This is a genomic window from Mesobacillus sp., assembly GCF_057785455.1.
In genome coordinates, this window is the sequence record NZ_JBYNSB010000061.1 from 169,474 (window position 1) to 190,748 (window position 21,275).

Sequence of the window (21,275 nt, forward strand, 5' to 3'; positions counted from 1 at the left end):
ATTGTTAGCTTTCGGAAGGACTGAAGAATAGTATTTGCATTTTAATACCAGTTGGCACGGCTTTAATTCCAGTTGGAGCTGATTTATTACCAGCTGGCTCACTTTTAATACCAGTTGAACCGTATTTAATACCAGTTGTCAATGTCATACCTCCAGCTATCTCCTTTTTCTCTTTTTCCTGACCTTCCTTACAGGTTTCCGTTCTTTTTCAGCTGGCTTTTCATAGAACTCTCTTAAAACAAACATACCCAGCCAGGTCATTAACACACCAATAACATATAAGAAAAAAGTTAGAACAATAGCACCATCACTGGAGTTATATAAGGTAGTTATAATTGATCCCTGGCTATCCCTTAAAAAGAACACACTAATCAATAAGATCAGTGCCATACTCAACAGAATAGCCGGCAGATATTTTAATACTGCATGCAGACGGTGCAGGATGATATTTTTTAAAATTGAATGGAATAAAATTAGCAGATAGACGGTCAGGAGTACCCAGAACAGACTGGTATCCCATGCCAGCCTAAAAAGAGGAACTGTCGCGAAAAATCCCATTAATACTATCATGTCTGCCGCAACATATAAATTATACTTCCTGGCATCTTCCATTGTCCGATACCAATAAACAGCGAGCAATATCCCTAAAAATAGAATGCCAAGCTGTATTTTAAAAGTAGTAAAAGACCATACTGGGGCCGCACTGCCTATTAAACTGAAAAAGAAAACCATACTTACTTGTATTGCGTTAAATCCCCAGCTGAATTTTTTCTCTGTCATGTTTCCTCCTCAACTCATGAAAAGGGCCCGGCCTACACAGCTGGACCCCTTCTTTCTATTTCCTCAACTGATAAAATTGCTTCACCCTTTTAACGACGTCGCCGGATCCTGAATTCTCAATCATCATCGCAACAATCAAATCAGTTGATTGCGGATTATAGGCGACAAACCATCCAAGCTCCTTGCCTTTCTCGCCTTGCTTCTGCTTGATTTCGGCGGTACCGGTTTTCCCTGCGAGCGGGTAATCGGCCATATTGGCGCTGTGAGCCGTGCCTCTTGGATCCGAGACGACCTTCCTCAGCATCCCGTTAAGTGTAGTTATATTTTCCTGACCAATCACAGCTTCCTTCCAAATCTGGCTTTTTTCATCTTCCATGCCTAGAACCGGCTTGACCATATTGCCTTTGTTGACAAGCGGTGAATAGGCAGCTGAGAGGTGCAGTACGTTCATTTCAACCTGCCCTTGGCCATATGATGAGTCTGCAAGACTGATGTCACTTTCCATTTTGCCGATTTGCGATGGCTCCATCGGATACAAATATTCCGGCTGGTCTTCAAAGCCAAACTTCTTCAGGCCCTCCCTAAAGGTATCAGCTCCCATCTCCTCCAGGGCTGCTCTGGCAAAATAAATATTGTCGGAGTAGATGAGCGCTTTTTCCAGGTCGATCGTTCCTTTGACGTCTGAATACCTGGTGACCTTGTAATTGCCCCATGAAGCGTCCTTCTGCCACTGCTTCGTTGTTATTTCATAGGCAGTATTAGGCTTCAGTTTGCCGCTCTCGAGACCAATCGCAGCAGTAATTGGCTTTATCACTGATCCTGGCGCATAGGTTAGCTTGAATCTATTAAGTGTAGGCTGCAGCGGATTCTCCTCTAGCAGTTTCCGCTTGTTCTGCGAGATTCCCAGCGTCATCTCGTTTGGATCGAAGCCTGGCGAACTGACCAGAGCCAGGGTCTCACCCGTTGTTGGGTTAAGTGCCGCTGATGTGCCTGCCTTGCCTTTAAGCTGATCATATAATTGCTGCTGCATGACCACATCAATTGTCAGCTGGACATCTTTTCCGTGTATTACTGGCTTTTCTGCCAGCACCGTTTCAGTGCCATTTTCTTTGTTTATTGAGATTTTGATTCCATTCGTTCCTTTTAACTGTTCCTCAAGCACCTGCTCAAGGCCGCGGCGGCCAATATAATCGGTACTTGTATAGCCCTTGCCATCCAGTTTCTCGAGGTCATCTGCCGTTACAGGGCCGATATAGCCAAGCAGGTGCGACAGTGATTCGCCATAAGGGTATTCACGAGCCCCAACCTGCTGGCTTGTTACACCGGCTAGCACAAATAATTTTTCTTTTAGCGCTTCATCTGTCCTTGAGATTTTTTTCAGCGGGACGAAATGCTCGGGCTTGACCCAGCTGGCATTGAGCGCTTTGTTGATTTGCTCCTCTGACATGTCGAGCAGCTCCGTGAGCCTGGTGATGATTTGTGCCTTTTGCCCGCCCATTTCCCCAGGGACCACGCCAATCTGGAGGGCAGACCCGTTAATAGCCAGCCCATTGCCTTCCCGGTCAAGGATTGCCCCGCGTTCCGCCTTCACATTCTGGAAACTGATTTTATCCCCTGAGCCTAATTCCGGGAAAATATAGGTCGTATTCCAGTCCACATACCAGTTTGTTTCTTTCTCGCGTTCTTCCTTTACGAGCTCAGCTTCATAATCAAACGAAATCGGGCCTGCAACACTTTCCATGCTTGCCGAAAACGGAAGGGAGACCAGCTGCTCTTTCTTATCGTGTTCCTGCTCCTCTTTAGGCTGCTTATAGCTGACCTTCAGCTTGTTAATCTCTAAATCTTGATAAATTTTATTATAGCGATTGACAAAGTCCTCCTTCGAGATCCTTCCCTTCGCCTCCTCCGATAAAAACCCATACATCTCATCAAACTTCTGATCATTCCACAGCTTCACATACTGCGAAAAACGTTCCTCTGGAGTCGGTTCCTTGCTGCAGCCCGCAAAAACAGCCGCAACGATCACAAACACAAAAAACAAAAACACCCTCTTCATATGTACCCCTCCTTCCGTCTGATTTTACCATATCAATTCCAATTAACAAAAGAGAGAAACTACCCGGGCTTTCCCACTTTAAAGCGGCGGGGGTCTGACCCCCGCCGCTTTAACGCATTAACGTCCTGGGGGTCAGACCCCCAGGACGTTAATGTGCTAAAGCATATTTTATTATGAGTTTGTTGATTCTTCTGAATCAGTTGTTGTGTCTTTGTCTTGGCCAGCGTCTTTGTCTTCACCGGCGTCTTTTTTGTCAGAGCCGTCTTCTGCTGGTTTTTCTTCGTCTGGCGTTACGCTGTCAGATTCGTCGCCAGCTGGGGCGCCTTCTTCTTGGGCAGCTTCGTCTTCAGTTGCTTCCTCTGACTTGCCTGCATCTCCTTCAGCCGCTGCTTTTTCATTCGCAATTTCTGCTTCCTGCAATGCGCTCAGAGACTTGTTGAAGAACTCATGCGGATTGACAGGCACATTGTCCTTGCGGATTTCAAAGTGTACGTGGTTGCCAGCCTTTTCATTGATCAGGCTTGTACCAGATTTCGCAATGACTTGTCCTTGCTCAACTTGGTCGCCAACCTTAACTTGGTAGTCTTTCACTGACTGATATTGTGTTACAATACCTTTGTCATGCTCAATTACAATGACATTTCCAAGCAAGCTATCTTCCATGACTTTAGTGACAGTACCACTTAATGAAGCAACAACATCGAAAGCCTTGCCATCTTTGGAAGCAATGTCTAATCCAGTGTTCGGATGGTACGTATTGTCATAGAACACTAGAGCTGCTTCCTGGTCTTTTGCATCGCTGTCATTATCATAGAATCCCATTTGGATGACAGCATCGTCTTCATTCACAACTGGCATTACGAAGTTTTCCATCGCACGGTTTACTTCAACGGCTGGCTGATCATTGATTTTTTTGCCAGGCATATCAGTCGCTTTGTACTCGAGCTGATCCGCTCCGTTGTTACCGCTGTTTTGATACCATAGGACCCCAGTTAGAATGATTGCGGCACTTGCAATATAAACTGTTGGATACACCCACCGCTTCTTGAAAAAGCTGTTCTTGCTTTTGTCTTGAGAAGATCTTTCCTCTCTCATTTTCATCACCTCAGCAATCAGTCTGAACAGATGCGAAAAAATATATACATAGAGTTGAAAAATTTTTTACTGCTTATTTTTCGACAAAGGTGATAATTTTATGCAAAAAAGTTTTTTAATGTTTTTTACCAATACAAAGTGAGGTTTCATTGATGAAAAAGTTAGTCGTTTTGGTTTTACGCCTCCTGCCATTGTTCTATATGGCGGCAATCTGGATCATGTCCAGCAATCCATCAGACGCAATCGTCGAGCTGCCAAACCAGGGAGTCGACCGGTTTATAAAAGAATCACTCCATCTCGTTGAGTTTGGGATCTTGTATGTCTTGCTCGTTCTCGCTGCCCTGATCACCGGGCGCTTCACACCGGTTTTAAGCTTTGCGTTCATGGGCGTAGCGATCCTGTGGGGGCTGACAGACGAAATCCACCAGAGCTTCGTCCCGTATAGGTCCGCAACCGTGATTGATTTTATAAAAGACATAATTGGGGTTTTAGCGGCATCGCATTTCATTCACCATGCTTATTTCAGCGGGAAGTTTGGGAGGCTGGCCAGGGTTTTGCGGGGGATTGAGGATTGGGCACGGGGATAATTGCTTTAAAGGGGCTGGCCTTGTATTAAAGGCCGGCTTTTTATTTGGACTTTGCTCCAACTGGTATTAAATTCAGTTTAACTGGTATTAAAATGCTCCCAACTGGTATTAAATCCTTTCCAACTGGAATTATCTCGTTTTCAACTGGTATTATCCTTCATTACATTAATTGTTCTAAAAAAATTCACAAAAGCAGGATTACCTTAATAGGTATTTATCCGGTATTTGTAGAATTCATTCTAAAAACTATTAAGGAAGTGACTGTTTTGATTGAAAAAGAGAGAGTATATCCTATTCGTCTTCTCATGTATGAAGCATTAATGGAAAGAATACTGAAAAATCATCCTAAATTCGCCTCAATTGAGGAAGATTATAAAGCCTGGCGTGCTGGTTACAGGGGTGAATTGCAAACCGATTATCGATTGAGTTTCTTACCTGAACAAGGTTTCCTTATATTCCGGGATTTACGTCTTGCCGATGGAGATTGGTACTTCCAAATGGATACCCTCATTTTGACTCTTCGTTATATCCTCCTAATTGAAACCAAGAACTACTCTGGTACTGTCTTTTTTGATAAAGATTCCGAGCAAATAATTCAAACAAAGGATGAGAAAGAAAAATCTTATGATAATCCTCTTCTACAAGTTAGAATGCAAGCATGGCATTTAAAAAGATGGCTCCAGCATCATAAATTCAATGTTCCTCCTATTTATCACTTCGTTACCATCAGCAATCCTTCCACTATTGTTAAAACTAATGACCGTTCGCTAAACAAGTTAATCGTAAAAGGAGATGTATTATTAAATCGTGTCCTAAAGGTTGATGAATTTAATACCAATGCTTTTTTTCAAAAGAAGGAGGCAAAAAAGTTATCAAGGATACTTATAAAGAAACATACTCCTCACCATCCTGATTTACTTAATATTTATTCCCTCACGCAAGCTGATCTTCAATTAGGTGTACAATGTCCCTCCTGTCTATCCTATGGAATGCAACGCGAAAAATGGTTCTGGAGATGTCCTATATGCTCCCATACATCCAAAACAGCTCACCATAAGACAATTAAGGATTTCTTCCTGCTTATTAATCCAACTCTATCTAATGCTGCATTTAGAGATTTCTCCAAAATCAACTCTACGAGGGCTGCCACGAATATTTTGGCCTCAATGAATCTACCATCCATTGGGGCAAAAAAAGGCCGCACCTACCAAATGCCACCAAATAACGAAACATTCTTCAATCCCGCGAAAAAACCTTAAGGCTTCAAGCCGAACCCAATCGCGCTAAAAAGCCAGGGCGCTCTTTGCCCTGGCAGGTAATCAAAATATTTGGTTCTTAGCATCAAAGGCTATCGTCCAGTACACTACTTTCTGGCAGTCACCTTAGTCAGCATGCTATCCGCTGTACTGATTTCAACACCCTTATAATAGTGTGTGACAATGTCTTTATAATTTTTCCCCTCGGTGGCCATGCCGTTGGCGCCGTATTGGCTCATGCCGACGCCGTGACCGAAGCCTTCGGTGGTGATGACGACGTTATTGCCTTTGATGACCCAGGAGAAGTCGCTGGATCTTAAATCAAGCTTTTCGCGCACTTCCTTGCCTGTCAGGACCTTGCCGTTAATATCGATTTTTCCGACGCGGTTGCCGGCTGTCCGTGAAATGACCTTTCCGATCGAAGCGGAGTTCGGCAGCTTCACTCCGAGCTTGGATTCAACCTCCGCGATGCTCATGACCGTCTGGCTGTGGAACTTCGGTGATTTAAGATCCCATGGGCTTTCAACGCTTCTCAGGTATGGGAAGGCATTGGCCCAGTATTCCTCTGAGTTCTCTGTATAGCCATTGCTGGTTGAGAAGAAGGTCGCATCGATTGGTGCACCTTCATATGTCAGCACCTGGCCGTCCGTTGCTTTTACAGCCTCGGCAATCTTCTTGACTTTCCATTTATAATCGACGCCCCACTGCTTTTTGAGCTCTTCCTTGTTTTTAAAAACCTGGTGGATTTCGGTGTCATTCAGCTGTGCTCCAGCAGGTACACCAACCTTATTGGGGCTCAGCATTTGTTTTACATAATAGGTCCTTGCAGACAGCGCCTGCGCCTTCAATGCCTCAAGCTCGAACTCAGCAGGCATTTCAGCGGCTACAACGCCAATTAAGTATTCGTCCAGCGGAAGCTTCTCTGTCTTTGACAAAGCTGTCCTGTACACAGCCACCTCGATGGCAGAGTCTGCCGATGGCACTGCCGTGACATCCTTCGCTTCCTTCTGGAGGTCTTCTCCCAGCTTCCCGCCTGCCTTTTCTTCCATAAAAGGGAGGACGAGCACAGTAGGTATAAGGAGTGTGACAGCGAATAGGATTGCAGCTAGTACGATGATTGGTTTGAATTTTAACATAGAAAAAGCCTCCATTATGAAATTTACGGTGGAAAACCGTCTACATTTCATTCTTATGGAGGCGGACAAGCATTTATGACATCATTTTTGGCAAAATGCTATACAGCAAAAATTCTTGAAATTGGACAATTATTTTTCAAAAATGCACACAAAGGACCGATTTCTCTCTAACTCCCAAGCCCAACCAGTCCCTAAAAATCAAAAAACCGCAGAACTATACGCTAAGCACAATTCTCCGGTTCATTGAGTACGATTATTTATGCGTTCATGTCTGAGACTAATTTTTCAGTCACTGAAGTTTCTTCGATTTCGCTGACGCGTTCGATGTCTGCGCCAAGTGCGGCCAGTTTTAAGTGGAAGTCAACATATCCGCGGTCAAGGTGGTACAACTCCGTCACGCGTGTCATGCCATCTGCCACTAAACCAGTCAGGATCAGTGATGCTGCGGCACGCAGGTCAGTTGCAGCCACTTCTGCTCCCTGGAGATCGGATGGTCCGTTCATGATGACAGAACGTCCATCAATCTTGATGTTTGCATTCATGCGGCGGAACTCTTCCACGTGCATGAAGCGGTTTTCGAATACAGTTTCAGTGATCATGCTTGTGCCCTGAGCGCGCAATAGCAGTGCCATCATCTGGGATTGCATATCCGTAGGGAAACCAGGGTGAGGCATTGTTTTGATATCAACTGCTTTTAGCGAATCAGGTCCGATAACACGAAGACCTTCTGCTTCTTCGATAATGGTAACGCCCATTTCTTCCATCTTTGCAATTAATGAAGAAAGGTGTTCCGGTACTGCGCCTTTTACAAGGACGTTTCCGCCTGTAATGGCAGAAGCAACCATGAATGTTCCTGCTTCGATGCGGTCCGGGATGATGTTGTGGTCTGCGCCAAACAGCACCTCAACACCTTCGATACGGATTGTGCCCGTACCTGCGCCGCGGACCTTCGCACCCATTTTATTCAGGAAGTTTGCAAGGTCTACGATCTCTGGTTCTTTTGCGACGTTTTCCATGATTGTCGTGCCTTTTGCAAGAACAGCGGCCATCATGATATTTTCCGTAGCGCCTACGCTAGGGAAATCAAGATATATTTTAGCTCCGTGTAAGCCATTTACTGCTTCGGCTTCGATAAAACCGTTGCCTACCTTGACTGTTGCACCCATTGCTTCAAAGCCTTTAAGGTGCTGGTCGATAGGACGGGAACCGATTGCACATCCGCCTGGAAGCGCTACTCGCGCACGGCCATTCCTGGCAAGCAGTGATCCCATAACTAATACAGAAGCACGCATTTTACGAACATATTCAAATGGCGCTTCGATCTTTAACTCTCTGGATGCATCTACAGTAATTGTGTTATTTTCAAACTCCACTACGGCGTTTAAAGAACGTAATACTTCGTTGATGGTATATACATCGGAGAGAGTTGGCACATCACGAATTACGCTTTTTCCGTCACTTGCTAATAATGTTGCAGCGATAACAGGCAAGACGGCATTCTTAGCTCCTTCAACCTTTACAGAACCGCTTAGCCTTTGTCCGCCACGGACGATGATTTTTTCCAAGTGTATTCCCCTCCGCGTCCAATTTCTCTATATTAATATTCAATCGTTATGATGGGTGTGCCAACTACAATGGTAGTCTTACCGCCCAATCGTTCATTTTTCCGTAATCCAAGCTGCATATTCATGTCATGTTCACTGCTCAATGATTTGTCGAAAAGAGGTGAAAAGGCGGATGCAGAAATAAATGAATCCTCTTCCAGTCCTTCAACTTCTTTTGCATTAAATGCCTTTAACAGTTTACTTTTATAAACAGGTAAAGCCGATTTTATCTTATCATTGAATTCGCCTTCGATACAAGAGAAAGTTGTGGCATTTCCTCGAAATATGTCAAATAATCTGCCTGGTAAATTTTTGCTTAAAAAAGATTTTGTATTTTTATTCCATGACTGACCTCTGACCTCATACATGATATACGTATGTATCTGGCCGTTTGTGTCCGTTGAAATAATTTTAATTTTCTCTTGAAGCCCGGAAGACTTTGATACGGCAATGATTTCTCCATGGTTAGAATCCTCGCCGCGCGTCCATGTCCAATTTGGAAGCTTAGACTTCAAATCCTCCGCCAGACTATCTGCATCTTTTTTTACCAAGGTTTCCCTTGCATAAATAGACCAACCAGTGATCAAAATATTTTCGTCCTGCAAAACTGAGGCCAGAGTGTAAATCTCATGATCTGTGTCAGCTACAGTCGTTTTATTCCCAGCCTGAAGTACAATAAAACCAATAATGCCAAAAATTGATAAAATAAACGAAATTTTCTTCATGTCGATTTCACTCTCCCCTTATTACCATTGTTACCAGGTGAGAGTATCGCATACTTGGGAATTGTCGTCACTTTTTGACAGCATTTTTTAATCAACTTGGCCGGGTGTACACCGTTTGTGAAAAAACAAACATATATGTACAAAATAAATAACAACAAAAAGAATTTTACTCAATATTTGTCATTTTGAAAACATGTATGAAGACCTAATTTTTTACCATTTGAAAAATCATTGGCAGCTGCTGCGACCATTGGAGATAGTCAAGGAAGAAATTGCTGACAGTGGAGCCAAGTGCGATCGAGGCTAAAATGTATAGCACCCTTGCCTGAAGCACGTGGTTAGGCCTTAACAGCTTCTCAAACTGGATGGCTTGAAGCGCCCACCAGGCAACTGCGATAAAGGCAAGATGGGAAATAATGCTGGTCAGTGCGTAAGGACCAATTGCCGTAATCATAAGTGTCGTTCCCCCTTTTACCTTACCATTTTAACATAAGGCAGCCGCCTACCTGTAATTAGACGGAGCGGATGCGGAAAAGTTTCAGAAACCAACTTCTTTACAAGCAAAAAAGCTGACCCACAACGAATGCAGGTCAGCTTTTATCAATTATGTTACCCCTTTGCCGGTGGAGACCGGCATCCATGACGGAACAGATTTTCCCCAAAATCTATTTCGTTTTAAAACACGACTGTTAATCTCCCCTTCATCAACAGATATTCTACCTCATAAAATCAACAAATTGGTTGAAATTGCCGTGCAGGAAGTCCAGGGCCAGGTTTGGCATGACACCGAACAGGATGGTTGCTGCACCTGTGATGATGATCACGGCTGTCAGGCCTGCAGGAATTCCAATTTTCGCATCGTCTGCCGCCGGGCGGAAGAACATTTGCGTCATGATTCCAAAATAGTAGAAATATGAGACAACAGTGGTTGCGATCATGATTGAGACAAGCACATAGTGCGCCTGGTCAACCATCAAGGCACCCAGGAAGATATTAAGCTTGCCGATGAAACCAGCTGTTCCCGGGATTCCTGCGAGTGACAGGATGAAGATTCCCATTCCTACTGCCAGCAGCGGTGCACGGCGGTAGAGGCCTGCAAAATGGCTGATATCTTCAGAACCGATTTTTGCTGTGATCAGCTGGATGATGGCAAATGCCCCCATGTTCATCAATACATAGGCAAGCAGGTAGAACCAGATCGAATCAAAGGTTACAAACGACATTGCCGTTAAGGCGACAAGGATATAACCTGCATGCGCGATACTTGAGTATGCGAACATGCGCTTAATGTTGCGCTGCCTTAACGCTACCACGTTACCGATGATCATTGTCGCGCCAGCAAGGAAAGCGATATAATCCTGTACCGCAAACAGCAGCGGAACTTGCTGTCCTTCCTCTCCTGTTACCGGCACATACATGAATACGGATAAAATGATGCGCATTATGATCACGAATCCAGCCGTTTTTGAAACCACGCTCAAAAACGCGGTGACAGGAGTCGGAGCACCCTGATAAACATCCGGCGCCCACATATGGAATGGCGCGGAAGCAAGCTTGAAGGACAGGCCGACGAAAATCATGAAAAATGCAAGTCCAAGAAGGTAAATGTGCTGAGAATCAGACATCCCTCCGAATACTGTTGCAATTCCTTTTAAATTTGTCGTACCAGCAAGTCCGAAAACATAGCTCATACCGAACAGCGTTATCGCTGATGAAATTCCGCCGTTGATGACGTATTTCATTGCTGATTCATTCGACTGAAGATTGCGCTTGCGCATTCCAGCCAGAATATAAGAAGGAATCGACAGCAGCTCAAGTCCGACGAACAATGTAATCAAGTCTCCGCTTGAAGCCATCATCATCGCACCAAGCAATGCAGCAAGGAACAGGTAGAAGAATTCCCCTTTATATTCCTCGAGCCCGTCATTATGATGATAATCGATAGCCAGAAGCATAACTAAAGCCGAACCAACAAGCAGGATCAGTTTAAAAGCAATCGCAAATGAATCCAGCCTGAAGGTGTCAAACAGGATTGAAGTCGTTTCTGTGCCAATGAGCATCACCAATGATACAAGTGCTGCCAGAACACCAATGAAACCAATCCAGCCAAGTACTTTGCGGTCTACATGCTTTGGCATGAATAAATCAAGGACAGACAGTGCTGTCGCTATGCCAAGGATGATGAACTCCGGAGCCATCGTTCCCCAATCAAATGATAGAAGTGTATCTAAATCCATCGTTCATCACCCCCCTATTCCCATCAAGATAGTCTCTAATGTTGCCTGAAGCGGTTCACCAAGAACGTTAGGATATACTCCAATCAGGACGATCAAGCCGACAAGCACCAGGATCGGCGCCCATTCAAACGAACGGACATCGGAAATGCCAACGAATTCGCGTTCTGCCTTGCCATAGGTAATGCCAAGCACTGCACGCAGCAGGTAAACTGCTGTCATGATGATGCCAAGAGTACCAACCGCTGCGATGATCGGCATTTCTTTGAACAAGCCGAAGAATGCCATGAATTCGCTGATGAATCCGGACATGCCAGGCAAGCCAAGAGATGCCATCGCACCTGCAAGCAGGAAGCCTGAAGCAACCGGCATGCCTTTTGCAAGCCCGCCAAGATTTGAAAGTGTAGTGGTATGTGTGCGTTCGTACAGCACACCGACCAGGAAGAACAATAATGCTGAAATCAAGCCGTGGGAAACGACCTGGAAAATAGCTCCTTGAATCCCCGCTTCATTACTTGCGCCGAGTCCGATTAACACGATACCCATATGGGAAATAGAAGAGTAAGCCAGGACCATTTTGAAATCTGTCTGGATAAAAGCAAGGAATGCTCCATAAAGCAGATTGATGACGCCAAGTATTGCTAGAAGAACGGTTAAATCCGCAAATTGCTCAGGGAAGATTCCCATACCAAAGCGGATCAAACCGAAGGCACCGATTTTCAACAGGATCCCTGAGTGGATCATAACGATTGATGGCGGCGCCTCCACGTGGACGCGCAGCATCCAGCTGTGGAGCGGGAAGATTGGCAGCTTGACGCCAAACGCAACAAGCAGGGCAATCAATAATCCCATCTTCAGTGACTCTGAAACCGGCGCTACCAGTGGCGCGCCTTCAGTATTCAGGATGACTTTCAGCATTTCAATATTAGAAGTGCCGGTTCTTGAGAACAGCACCATGATGACAATCAACAGGATGGCTGAGCCAAGTCCGTTATAAATCAAAAAGCTGTAGGCAGCCTTTTCTCTTTCGTAATAGCCCCATTTTCCAATCAGGAAGAACATCGGAATCAGGGTGATTTCGAAGAAAAGGAAGAACAGAATCAGGTTCTGGGACGTGAAAACTCCAAGCATGCCGATTTCAAGCAGCAGGAACAGCATATAGTAGCCTTTCCACTCTTTTTTGATATGGAAGGATGCTAATGCTGCCAGCGTGGCAATCACAGAAGTAAGCACAACCATGATCAGGCCGAATCCATCGATGCCCAGTTCATAATTGACACTGAACATGCCGGATTGCTCAGCACTTGGTCCGCCAAACTGGATCCAGCGAAGCTTTTCGGAAAAATTGGCAAGGTCCGCTCCGCCGCGGTAGGAGAAGTACGCAATCAGCGACAAAACCAGGGACGGAAGCGTAGCCAGCACACCAAGCATCTTGATGCCTGATTCATTTGCTTTTGGCATGAAAGCCAGCAGCAGGATACCTAGTAAAGGGGAGAATACCAGCAAGGTAAGAAAATAGTTGAAATCCATTACAAATACCCCCCTGTCAAAGCAAAGATGACCATCAGAACTGCAAGTCCGACAAAGGCAATGGCACCGTATGTCTGTACCTGGCCGCTTTGGATCCTGGCACCAGTTTTTCCAAGCCCCTGGACAACAGCTGTCGTCAGTTTCACAAGGCCTTCCACAAGGAAGAGCTCGATGAAGCGAAGGAAAAGACTGATTGCTTTAGCGCCAAACACGAATGTCTGGCTGTATATTTCATCGATATAATACTTATTTTTCACAATGCCGTAAGCAATTGGCGCTCTGCTGCTAAGCCAATCCCGGGATATGGACTTCTTGCCGTACATCATCCATGCAAGCAGGATGCCGAGCAAGGAAACGACAGTCGCAACCACCATGATCCAGGCTGGGCCTTCGATATGTCCGTGTCCAAGCGCTTCATTGCCTTCAACAAGCCAATCGCCAAGGAATGTACCGAACCAAGGTGTGTTCACATAACCTGCCACAACAGCAAGTACAGCAAGGACAACCATTGGCAGAGTCATGACAGATGGCGATTCATGGACATTCTTCATTTCACTGCGTGCTTCACCAGTGAACACCATGAAGAACAGGCGGAACATATAGAACGCCGTGAAGAATGCCGCAATGACAGCCAGCCAGAACAGCACAGTATGGCCATGTGCCCAGGCAGCAATCAGGATTTCATCTTTACTGAAGAATCCTGAGAATAGCGGTACACCGCTGATGGCCAATGTCCCGATCAGGAACAATGGTCCAGTGAACGTAAGCTTCTTCCAAAGCCCGCCCATTTTTTCAATATCCTGAGTATGTACAGCATGGATGACGCTTCCTGCTGCAAGGAACAACAATGCTTTGAAGAAAGCATGAGTCATCAAGTGGAAAACTCCGGCAACATAACCGGCCGAACCTAGCGCCAGCATCATATAGCCAAGCTGGCTGACAGTTGAAAACGCCAGGACGCGTTTGATGTCTGTCTGTACAAGGCCGATCGTTGCCGCAAAAATCGCTGTGAATGCACCGATGATCGCTACAGTCATCATTGCCGTCTCGCTTGCATTGAAAAGCGGGAACAGTGATGCGACTAAATATACACCGGCCGCAACCATTGTCGCTGCGTGGATCAATGCAGAAACAGGCGTTGGGCCTTCCATCGCGTCAGGAAGCCATGTGTGGAGCGGGAATTGACCCGATTTACCGACTGCCCCGATGAAAATCAGGATCGCAGTCAGGGTAATCATCGTCCCTGATATAGCTCCTTCTTCAACTGCCGCAAAGATCTCATCATATTCAAAGCTGCCAGTTTGCCAGAATAATAGAATCATCCCGATCAACAGCCCGACATCCCCGATACGGGTCATGATGAAGGCTTTCTTTGCAGCCGCTTTGGCACTTTCTTTGTAAAAATAAAACCCGATCAGCAGGAATGAACCTACACCAACCAGCTCCCAGAAAATATATGTCTGAAGAAGGTTAGGCGAGATGACAAGACCTAGCATCGCAAATGTAAATAATCCTAGATAGGCATAGAAAACCGGGAAACGCTCATCGCCATGCATATATCCTTTTGAATAGGTATGTACAAGGAAGCTGACAAGTGACACGATTACCAGCATCAATGCATTTAATTGATTTACTTCAAAGCCCGCAGTCAGTTGTAAATCCCCTATTGTCAGCCAGACGGATTCAGCTTTGTAGGTATGCTCTGACATGCGCTCAATCAGCACAAGGATCGAATATACCAGTGAGGCAAGCGTCGCCAGGATCCCAACGAACGCACTCGCTTCTTTAAGCCTTTTTCCGAATAGCAGCAGCAACAGAAAGGATACAAGCGGGAACAGCGGAATGAGCCAAGCATTCTCCATTAATATCACAATCCCCTTTTTTGAACGGGCGCTGTCTTTCTTTTTACGTCCGTCAGATTGAGGCCCGCAGTATGCGGGGCAGTCCAGCTACAAGAATAGCAGTATACAATTGACAGCGAATTGGACGCCGTCAGTTTCATTTAATTAGTTTTTCAGCTGATTCATTTCATCCACATTGACAGTCCTGCGGTTGCGGTATAGAGCAATCAAGATCGCCAGTCCGACAGCTGCCTCCGCCGCGGCAATCGCGATGGCGAACAGCGCAAAGACCTGTCCTGTGATGGATGGGTTCAATCCGTATTTGCTGAAGGTTACTAGATTGATATTGGCCGCATTCAGCATCAATTCAATCGAAATCAGCACAATGACGGTGTTGCGCTTTGTCAGCGCGCCGTAAAGGCCGATGCAGAACAGGATAAGTGCAAGTGCAAGAAAGGCTGAAACTGGAACTGAACTCATTCCTTATCCCCCTCCTTCTCATCATCCTTGCGTGCCAGCACGATTGCGCCTACGAGCGCGACAAGCAGGATTACAGACATTAGTTCAAACGGAATGATGTACTTGGAATAAAGCGCCATCCCAATTTGTTCCGTATTGTTCTCATGCAGCGTATTTGGCACTGCTTCAAAGCTCAGGTCATAGATCCCATAATAAACAGCTCCGCCGAAGCCCAGAACGCCAAGAAGCAGCAAAAGCTTTCTCCATGGACTTGTTTTCTGCTCCTCATCGTCACTGTGGTGGCGGGTAAGCATGATTCCGAACAGCATGATGATCGTGATCGCGCCGGAATAAATCATGACCTGGATAACCGCAATGAATTCGGCTGATAACAAAATATAGATACCTGCAATACTGACGAATGTAAAAACGAGCGCCACGACCATATGGATGACCCTGGTAAGGTTCAGTAAAAGCACGCCGCCGATTACCGCCACTAAAGCAAGTGACATAAACGCAAAAAATTCGCCTGTTAACGTCATGCTTTATTCACCTTCCGTATATTCTCATCATTTTCGTCGAGCCATTCCAGGTTCTTAAATAAATCATCCCGACTGTATTCAGCAAGCTCGAAGTTGTTCGTCATGATGATCGCTTCTGTCGGGCAGACTTCTGTGCACAGGTCACAGAGGATGCAAAGCTCGAAGTTGATATCATACGTATCAATGATTTTGCCTTTTTTCGTCGGATCAGGATGCTTTTTCCCTGTCAGGTTGATGCATTCTGTCGGGCAAATATTGGCACATTGATTGCAGACGATGCATTTTTCAGGATAAAACTTCTGGATACCGCGGGCCCGGTCCGGAAGCGGTATCGGTTCGTTCGGATAATCATAAGTGAGTTTCTCGCGAGACAATTGTTTAAGGGTATAAGCTAATCCTTTAGTCCATCCTAGCACGTTATTCACCCCTTTTAATCCGGGAAGCAGCGGCGCCTAGATTGATGCCTGCTTCCATTCAAAATTTAAATATTGAAAAGTTCCTTAATTAAAGCTGTCAAGAAAATGTTTGCCAGCGCAACCGGCAGCAGCACCTTCCAAGCGAACTCCATTAGCTGGTCTGCACGGATACGCGGGAACGTCGCACGGAACCAGATCAGGATGTAGACTACCAGGCTGAACTTGAGCGAGAACCACACAGCACCCGGAATGAAGTCCAGGAATGGCAGCGGCAGCCAGCCTCCAAGGAATAGCACAGTAATCAATGCAGACATTGCGAACATATACACATATTCTGCGAGCATGAACATCGCCCAGCGGAAACCTGAGTATTCAGTATGGAAACCGGCAACAAGTTCATTTTCCGCTTCTGCAAGGTCAAATGGCACCCTGTTCAGTTCTGCAGTTGCAGCGATGAAGAATACGATAAAGGCGATTGGCTGCCAGATGATGAACCAGCCACCGCTGCTTTGGGCTTCAACGATTTCATTCAGATTCAGGCTTCCTGTCAGCAGGACGATTCCCAGCACACTCATGACAAGCGGGATTTCATAGGAAATCATCTGTGCCGCAGCACGCATACCGCCAAGCAGGGAGTACTTATTGTTGGATGCCCAGCCTGCCATCAGCATCCCGACAATTGTCAGTCCTGAAACGGCAATATAATAGAGGAAACCAACATTCAAATCCGCAAATTGAAGTTCATCTGTCAGCGGGATTGTCGCCATGACCATGAAAGATGGCGCGAACGCAATTACCGGTGCGATGATGAACAGCGGCTTATCCGCCAATTTAGGGATCAAATCTTCTTTTACCAAAAGCTTCAGTACGTCGGCCACGGACTGCAGGAGACCCCATTTACCGCCGACATGGGCGGGACCATAACGGCCCTGCATAAAACCAAGCACTTTTCTCTCAGCGAGGATTGCCATTGTTACGAATCCAAGGATGACGAGCAACAGCACGACTGCCAGGAGAAAGAAAATTCCAAAATTGATCAGGCCGGGGCTTGAATTGAGAAATTCCTCAACCATTATCCGTCTACCTCCCCAAGAACGATATCAACCGCTCCTAAAATTGCAATCAGATTCGAGATACTTTCACCTTCTAGAAGTTTAGGAAGGATTTGCAAATTGTAGAAGGACGGCCTTCTGAACTTGAGACGGTATGGCTCTTTCTTGCCATCGCTGGAAATATAGCAGCCGATCTCGCCTCTTGAGCCTTCGATCCGGACAAACGCTTCCCCTTTTGGAGCTTTGATGATCTTTGGAACCTTGGCCATGATTTCGCCCTCTTTCGGGAATTGCTCGATGGCCTGTTCGATGATTTTCAGAGATTCTTCGATTTCGCCGAGCCTGCAGTAATAGCGGGCAAGTGCGTCACCTTCTTCGCGAGTGACGACGTCGAAGTCGAAGCGGTCATAGATTGAGTATGGCTCATCCTTGCGCAAATCCCATTTGACGCCGGTTGAGCGCAGGTTTGGACCGCTCAATGAATAATTGATGGCATCTTCTTTTGTATATGTACCGATGCCTTTTGTACGGTTAAGGAAAATTTCATTTCCGGAAACAAGCTGATGGTAGCCTTTCAGCTGTCCTCTTAAGTAAGGGACAAACTCGGAGACCTTTTCAAGCCAGCCTTCAGGAGCATCCCATTTGACGCCGCCGACACGCATGTAATTGAATGTCAGGCGCGCCCCTGATAGCTCATTCAGCAGGTTCAGGATCATTTCCCGGTCACGGAATGCATAAAGCAATGGGCTTGTCGCACCGAAGTCAAGGATGAATGTTCCCCACCAGAGCAGGTGGCTGGCAACGCGGTTCAATTCCATCGCCAGAATCCTCAGGTATTCAGCGCGTTCCGGGATTTTGATGCCCATCATCGTTTCTACTGCATGGACGATGACATAATTGTTTGTCATAGCCGATACATAGTCCATTCGGTCCGTGTACGGAATGATCTGGGTATATTGCAGATTTTCCGCGAGCTTTTCAGTGCCGCGGTGCAGGTAGCCGATTACTGGCTTTGCTTCTACAATGATTTCCCCGTCGATTTTTAGAACGAGGCGGAATACACCGTGTGTACTAGGGTGCTGCGGGCCCACGTTCAAGAGCATTTCTTCTGTGCGTATCACGGGCTACACCTCCACATCATACGGTTCATAGTCTTTACGTAATGGGTGGCCGACCCAGTCTTCACCAAGCATGATGCGATGGAGGTCAGGATGGCCTTCAAATTTAATACCAAGCAAGTCGTACGCTTCACATTCAGGCCAGTTGGCACCCGCCCATAATGGCGTAACAGATTCAACTGCCGGCTCATTGCGGTCAAGTTTGACCTTCAATGCAACAGACTGTCTGTTTTTGTATGAGTACAAATGCACATACACTTCCATATGCGTCTCAAAATCAGTGCCATGAAGCTCAGATAAATAATCAAAGCCAAGCAGTTCATTGTATTTGAGGAATGCAGCCAGGCGCTGGTACGACTCCTTCTTCGCAACTAGCGTCGGTACATCCTTTGACAGCGGGTTAATATAGTAATCTTCTAAAACATCTGCTCCGAGATTGTCTGAGATTACCTTCACATATTTATCAAGATAAGGCTGGTTCGGTGAAGGCTTTTTCTCTTCCACAGGTTCTGCTTCGGCAGCTGCTCCCCCTGCGGCTTTCGCCTTCGCTGCTGCAGCTGCTTTTGCCTTGGCTGCGGCAATCGCTTTCGCTTTTTCATCGTCTCCGGCTCCACCTGATGCGGCTGCCTTCGCTTTTGCTGCTGCGGCTGCCTTTGCCTTCGCTACTGCGGCGGCTTTCTTCTTGGCTAGGTCATCGTCATCTCCTGCTGGAGCCTCTGCTCCTTCGCCAGCTTCTGCTTTAGCCTTCAGCTTGGCTGCTGCGGCGGCTTTTGCTTTCGCCACTGCGGCTGCTTTCTTTTTCGCAAGATCATCGTCATCCCCTGCTGGAGCCTCTGCAGTCTCCTCAGCCTGGCCTGATGCCTTCATTTTTGCAAGTGCAGCTGCCTTTGCTTTCGCTGCTGCCGCGGCCTTCTTTTTAGCAAGATCAGCATCTTCATCAGCAGGAGCGTCTGCATTCTCCTCCACCTGGCCTGTTGCTTTCATCTTTGCCAGTGCAGCTGCCTTTGCTTTCGCTGCTGCAGCGGCCTTCTTTTTCGCAAGGTCCGCATCCTGGCCTTCTGCCTGAGGTGTTGGCGCTGGCGCCTCTTCTTCAGCTGTTGCCTCAGTCTGGCCCATTGCTTTCATTTTTGCCAAAGCAGCTGCTTTTGCCTTGGCTGCAGCTGCGGCTTTCTTTTTCGCTAGGTCCGCATCTTCACCCGAAGCTTGCGATGTTTGTGCTGGTTCTGATGCAGGAGCCTCTCCCGATTGCTTGGCTGCAAGGCGCTGCTTTGCCAGCTCCTTCGCCTTCTCGGCCGCTTCTCTCTTTAATTGCTCTAAATCCTTTTCCCCGCTCATCGGTTAGATCACCTTCTTCCCGGTCTTCGCCTCGTAACGGATTTTCTCTTTCAATTTATTAATCCCGTAAATCAGGGCTGCTGGGTTCGGCGGGCATCCCGGTATGTAAACATCGACAGGAACGATCTGGTCGACCCCTTTTACTACTGAATATGATTTTACGTAAGGACCGCCTGCTGTCGCACATGATCCCATGGCAATGACCCATTTTGGCTCAGCCAGCTGGTCATACAGCCTGCGCACAGTCGGCGCCATTTTCTTCGTAACAGTACCCGATACGATCATGACATCTGATTGACGCGGCGAGTTACGATAGAATGTACCGAAACGGTCAAGGTCATAGTGCGCGGAGCTTGATGCCATCATTTCGATCGCACAGCATGCAAGACCAAATGTCATTGGCCACATGGAGTTGCTTCGTGCCCAGCCTTTAACCTGTTCAAGTGTTGTCACGAATACATTTCTTTGGAGTTCTGCCATTTCTGCAGGTGAAAGTTCATCCAACTTTAAATCCATTTTAGCACCTTCTTTTTCCACGCGTAGATGAGTCCGATAAGAAGCAATACAACGAAGATCAGCATTTCAATCAATGCGAAAATCCCCAGCTTCTCATAGGCGACAGCCCATGGATACAAAAACGCTGTTTCTACATCAAAAATAACGAACATAAGGGCAAACACATAATAACGGACGTTAAACTGAACCCTAGCATCGCTGAAAGGTTCCATCCCGCTCTCGTAGGTGGTATATTTGCGCTCATCCTGCTTGTACTTCGGACGCAATAGCTTCGCCGCGAACAAGGCCACAATAGGCAGCAATACCCCGAGACATAGGAACACAAAGACTATCAAATAGTTATTTTGATATAGATTCAACTGTTCCATGCCCATCCCTCCAATGTTGTAAAATTTTCATACTTATCAAACTTGTAACCGATAACAATTATACCATTGTTACAATAGTGTGTCGACAAGGCTTTGAACAATCTGGCAACCTTCTTCCAAGCATATTCAATAGATCATTAGAGTGGAAAAATGACTTGAAATGGCCGGCCAGAATGAGTCGTCCAATTACATACATAGTCGCAATGCCAGGAATATATTCATCTTGTTTATTCAGGTGTTCTTTTTGATGCCTTCAAGCTCCGTTCTCCAGTAAGGGTGCAGCCAATGGAATGAGTTGAAGGTGAGTGATGTAACTGCATGGAACACCTGAAAACGGCAATCGGTTACATCCTATATTAAAACGCAAATTGAATTATATTGTCAGTGACGTTTATCAACATTTCTGAAATCTGTGGTAGAAGACGATCATTAAATTGGTTTGGCGTGGGGATTTTAATGTTTGGCCGCGGAAAGTTGGATGAACTGGGTCAAGCTGAAGGAGAATTTTCTAAAAAAATCTTAGTTTGTGTTTTTGCATCGCGGTTTATAGTATCAATTCTTAATTTTCGTGTGCGGTTAACAGTTTTTTCAGAGGGAAATTTGCTTTTTATTCGAAGATCAACGT

The 21,275-nt window shown here is 46.0% G+C and carries 21 protein-coding genes; 2 read left to right on the plus strand and 19 right to left on the minus strand.

Annotated features, from left to right (window positions below; translation table 11 throughout):
• Positions 1-4 precede the first annotated feature (4 nt).
• The 4 genes from AC3EBE_RS23045 to spoIIQ all read right to left on the minus strand — a co-directional run bounded on the left by AC3EBE_RS23045 (position 5) and on the right by spoIIQ (position 3,931).
• A complete protein-coding gene (locus tag AC3EBE_RS23045) occupies positions 5-142 on the minus strand; it encodes a hypothetical protein (protein ID WP_488597370.1) in 138 nt (45 codons plus the stop codon).
• 14 nt (positions 143-156) lie between these two features.
• Complete coding sequence (locus tag AC3EBE_RS23050) at positions 157-780, minus strand: hypothetical protein (protein ID WP_488597371.1); 624 nt, start codon at positions 778-780, stop codon at positions 157-159.
• A 55-nt stretch (positions 781-835) separates the two neighbouring features.
• The gene (locus AC3EBE_RS23055; protein ID WP_488597372.1) at positions 836-2,836 is read right to left on the minus strand and encodes a penicillin-binding transpeptidase domain-containing protein; all 2,001 of its coding nucleotides are present in this window, start codon (positions 2,834-2,836) and stop codon (positions 836-838) included.
• A 171-nt stretch (positions 2,837-3,007) separates the two neighbouring features.
• Positions 3,008-3,931 carry a stage II sporulation protein SpoIIQ gene (spoIIQ, locus tag AC3EBE_RS23060; protein ID WP_488597373.1) on the minus strand — a complete coding sequence of 308 codons (924 nt, stop codon included), beginning with the start codon at positions 3,929-3,931 and terminating at the stop codon, positions 3,008-3,010.
• Between the two features lie 152 nt (positions 3,932-4,083).
• Between spoIIQ and AC3EBE_RS23065 the strand changes: the two genes are divergently transcribed.
• Entirely contained in the window at positions 4,084-4,518 is a 435-nt protein-coding gene (locus AC3EBE_RS23065) for a VanZ family protein (protein ID WP_488597374.1), read from the plus strand.
• Positions 4,519-4,562: 44 nt separating this feature from the next.
• The gene (locus tag AC3EBE_RS23070; protein ID WP_488597375.1) at positions 4,563-5,777 is read left to right on the plus strand and encodes a nuclease-related domain-containing protein; all 1,215 of its coding nucleotides are present in this window, start codon (positions 4,563-4,565) and stop codon (positions 5,775-5,777) included.
• 104 nt (positions 5,778-5,881) lie between these two features.
• On the opposite strand, the gene spoIID is transcribed toward AC3EBE_RS23070, so the two are convergent.
• From spoIID to AC3EBE_RS23145, 15 genes are all read right to left on the minus strand, one after another.
• Positions 5,882-6,910: a stage II sporulation protein D gene (gene spoIID, locus AC3EBE_RS23075; protein WP_488597376.1), complete on the minus strand. Its 1,029-nt coding sequence runs from the start codon at positions 6,908-6,910 to the stop codon at positions 5,882-5,884.
• A 257-nt stretch (positions 6,911-7,167) separates the two neighbouring features.
• A complete protein-coding gene (gene murA, locus AC3EBE_RS23080; RefSeq protein ID WP_488597377.1) occupies positions 7,168-8,475 on the minus strand; it encodes a UDP-N-acetylglucosamine 1-carboxyvinyltransferase in 1,308 nt (435 codons plus the stop codon).
• A gap of 32 nt (positions 8,476-8,507) precedes the next feature.
• On the minus strand, positions 8,508-9,239 hold the full coding sequence (locus AC3EBE_RS23085) for a YwmB family TATA-box binding protein (RefSeq protein WP_488597378.1): 732 nt from the start codon (positions 9,237-9,239) through the stop codon (positions 8,508-8,510).
• Positions 9,240-9,444: 205 nt separating this feature from the next.
• The gene (locus tag AC3EBE_RS23090) at positions 9,445-9,693 is read right to left on the minus strand and encodes a DUF1146 family protein (RefSeq protein WP_488597379.1); all 249 of its coding nucleotides are present in this window, start codon (positions 9,691-9,693) and stop codon (positions 9,445-9,447) included.
• Between the two features lie 262 nt (positions 9,694-9,955).
• Positions 9,956-11,476 (minus strand): NADH-quinone oxidoreductase subunit NuoN, encoded by a 1,521-nt coding sequence (gene nuoN, locus AC3EBE_RS23095; protein ID WP_488597380.1) that lies wholly within the window; start codon positions 11,474-11,476, stop codon positions 9,956-9,958.
• Positions 11,477-11,482: 6 nt separating this feature from the next.
• The gene (locus tag AC3EBE_RS23100; RefSeq protein ID WP_488597381.1) at positions 11,483-13,003 is read right to left on the minus strand and encodes an NADH-quinone oxidoreductase subunit M; all 1,521 of its coding nucleotides are present in this window, start codon (positions 13,001-13,003) and stop codon (positions 11,483-11,485) included.
• Positions 13,003-14,865, minus strand: a complete 1,863-nt coding sequence (gene nuoL / locus AC3EBE_RS23105; protein ID WP_488597382.1) for an NADH-quinone oxidoreductase subunit L — start codon at positions 14,863-14,865, stop codon at positions 13,003-13,005. Before nuoL ends, AC3EBE_RS23100 begins: the two co-directional genes overlap by 1 nt.
• Positions 14,866-15,009: 144 nt before the next feature.
• Positions 15,010-15,324 (minus strand): NADH-quinone oxidoreductase subunit NuoK, encoded by a 315-nt coding sequence (nuoK, locus tag AC3EBE_RS23110; protein WP_488597383.1) that lies wholly within the window; start codon positions 15,322-15,324, stop codon positions 15,010-15,012.
• Positions 15,321-15,845, minus strand: coding sequence for an NADH-quinone oxidoreductase subunit J (locus AC3EBE_RS23115; protein WP_488597384.1), 525 nt, complete (start codon positions 15,843-15,845; stop codon positions 15,321-15,323). The genes nuoK and AC3EBE_RS23115 overlap by 4 nt, the downstream gene beginning before the upstream one ends.
• A complete protein-coding gene (gene nuoI / locus AC3EBE_RS23120; protein ID WP_488597385.1) occupies positions 15,842-16,261 on the minus strand; it encodes an NADH-quinone oxidoreductase subunit NuoI in 420 nt (139 codons plus the stop codon). The genes AC3EBE_RS23115 and nuoI overlap by 4 nt, the downstream gene beginning before the upstream one ends.
• 65 nt (positions 16,262-16,326) lie before the next feature.
• Positions 16,327-17,334: an NADH-quinone oxidoreductase subunit NuoH gene (nuoH, locus tag AC3EBE_RS23125; RefSeq protein ID WP_488597386.1), complete on the minus strand. Its 1,008-nt coding sequence runs from the start codon at positions 17,332-17,334 to the stop codon at positions 16,327-16,329.
• On the minus strand, positions 17,334-18,434 hold the full coding sequence (locus tag AC3EBE_RS23130) for an NADH-quinone oxidoreductase subunit D (protein ID WP_488597387.1): 1,101 nt from the start codon (positions 18,432-18,434) through the stop codon (positions 17,334-17,336). The genes nuoH and AC3EBE_RS23130 overlap by 1 nt, the downstream gene beginning before the upstream one ends.
• A gap of 3 nt (positions 18,435-18,437) precedes the next feature.
• Positions 18,438-19,766, minus strand: a complete 1,329-nt coding sequence (locus tag AC3EBE_RS23135; protein ID WP_488597388.1) for an NADH-quinone oxidoreductase subunit C — start codon at positions 19,764-19,766, stop codon at positions 18,438-18,440.
• Positions 19,767-19,769: 3 nt separating this feature from the next.
• On the minus strand, positions 19,770-20,282 hold the full coding sequence (locus AC3EBE_RS23140) for a NuoB/complex I 20 kDa subunit family protein (protein WP_488597389.1): 513 nt from the start codon (positions 20,280-20,282) through the stop codon (positions 19,770-19,772).
• Positions 20,273-20,650: an NADH-quinone oxidoreductase subunit A gene (locus tag AC3EBE_RS23145; RefSeq protein WP_488597390.1), complete on the minus strand. Its 378-nt coding sequence runs from the start codon at positions 20,648-20,650 to the stop codon at positions 20,273-20,275. The genes AC3EBE_RS23140 and AC3EBE_RS23145 overlap by 10 nt, the downstream gene beginning before the upstream one ends.
• Positions 20,651-21,275 lie beyond the last annotated feature (625 nt).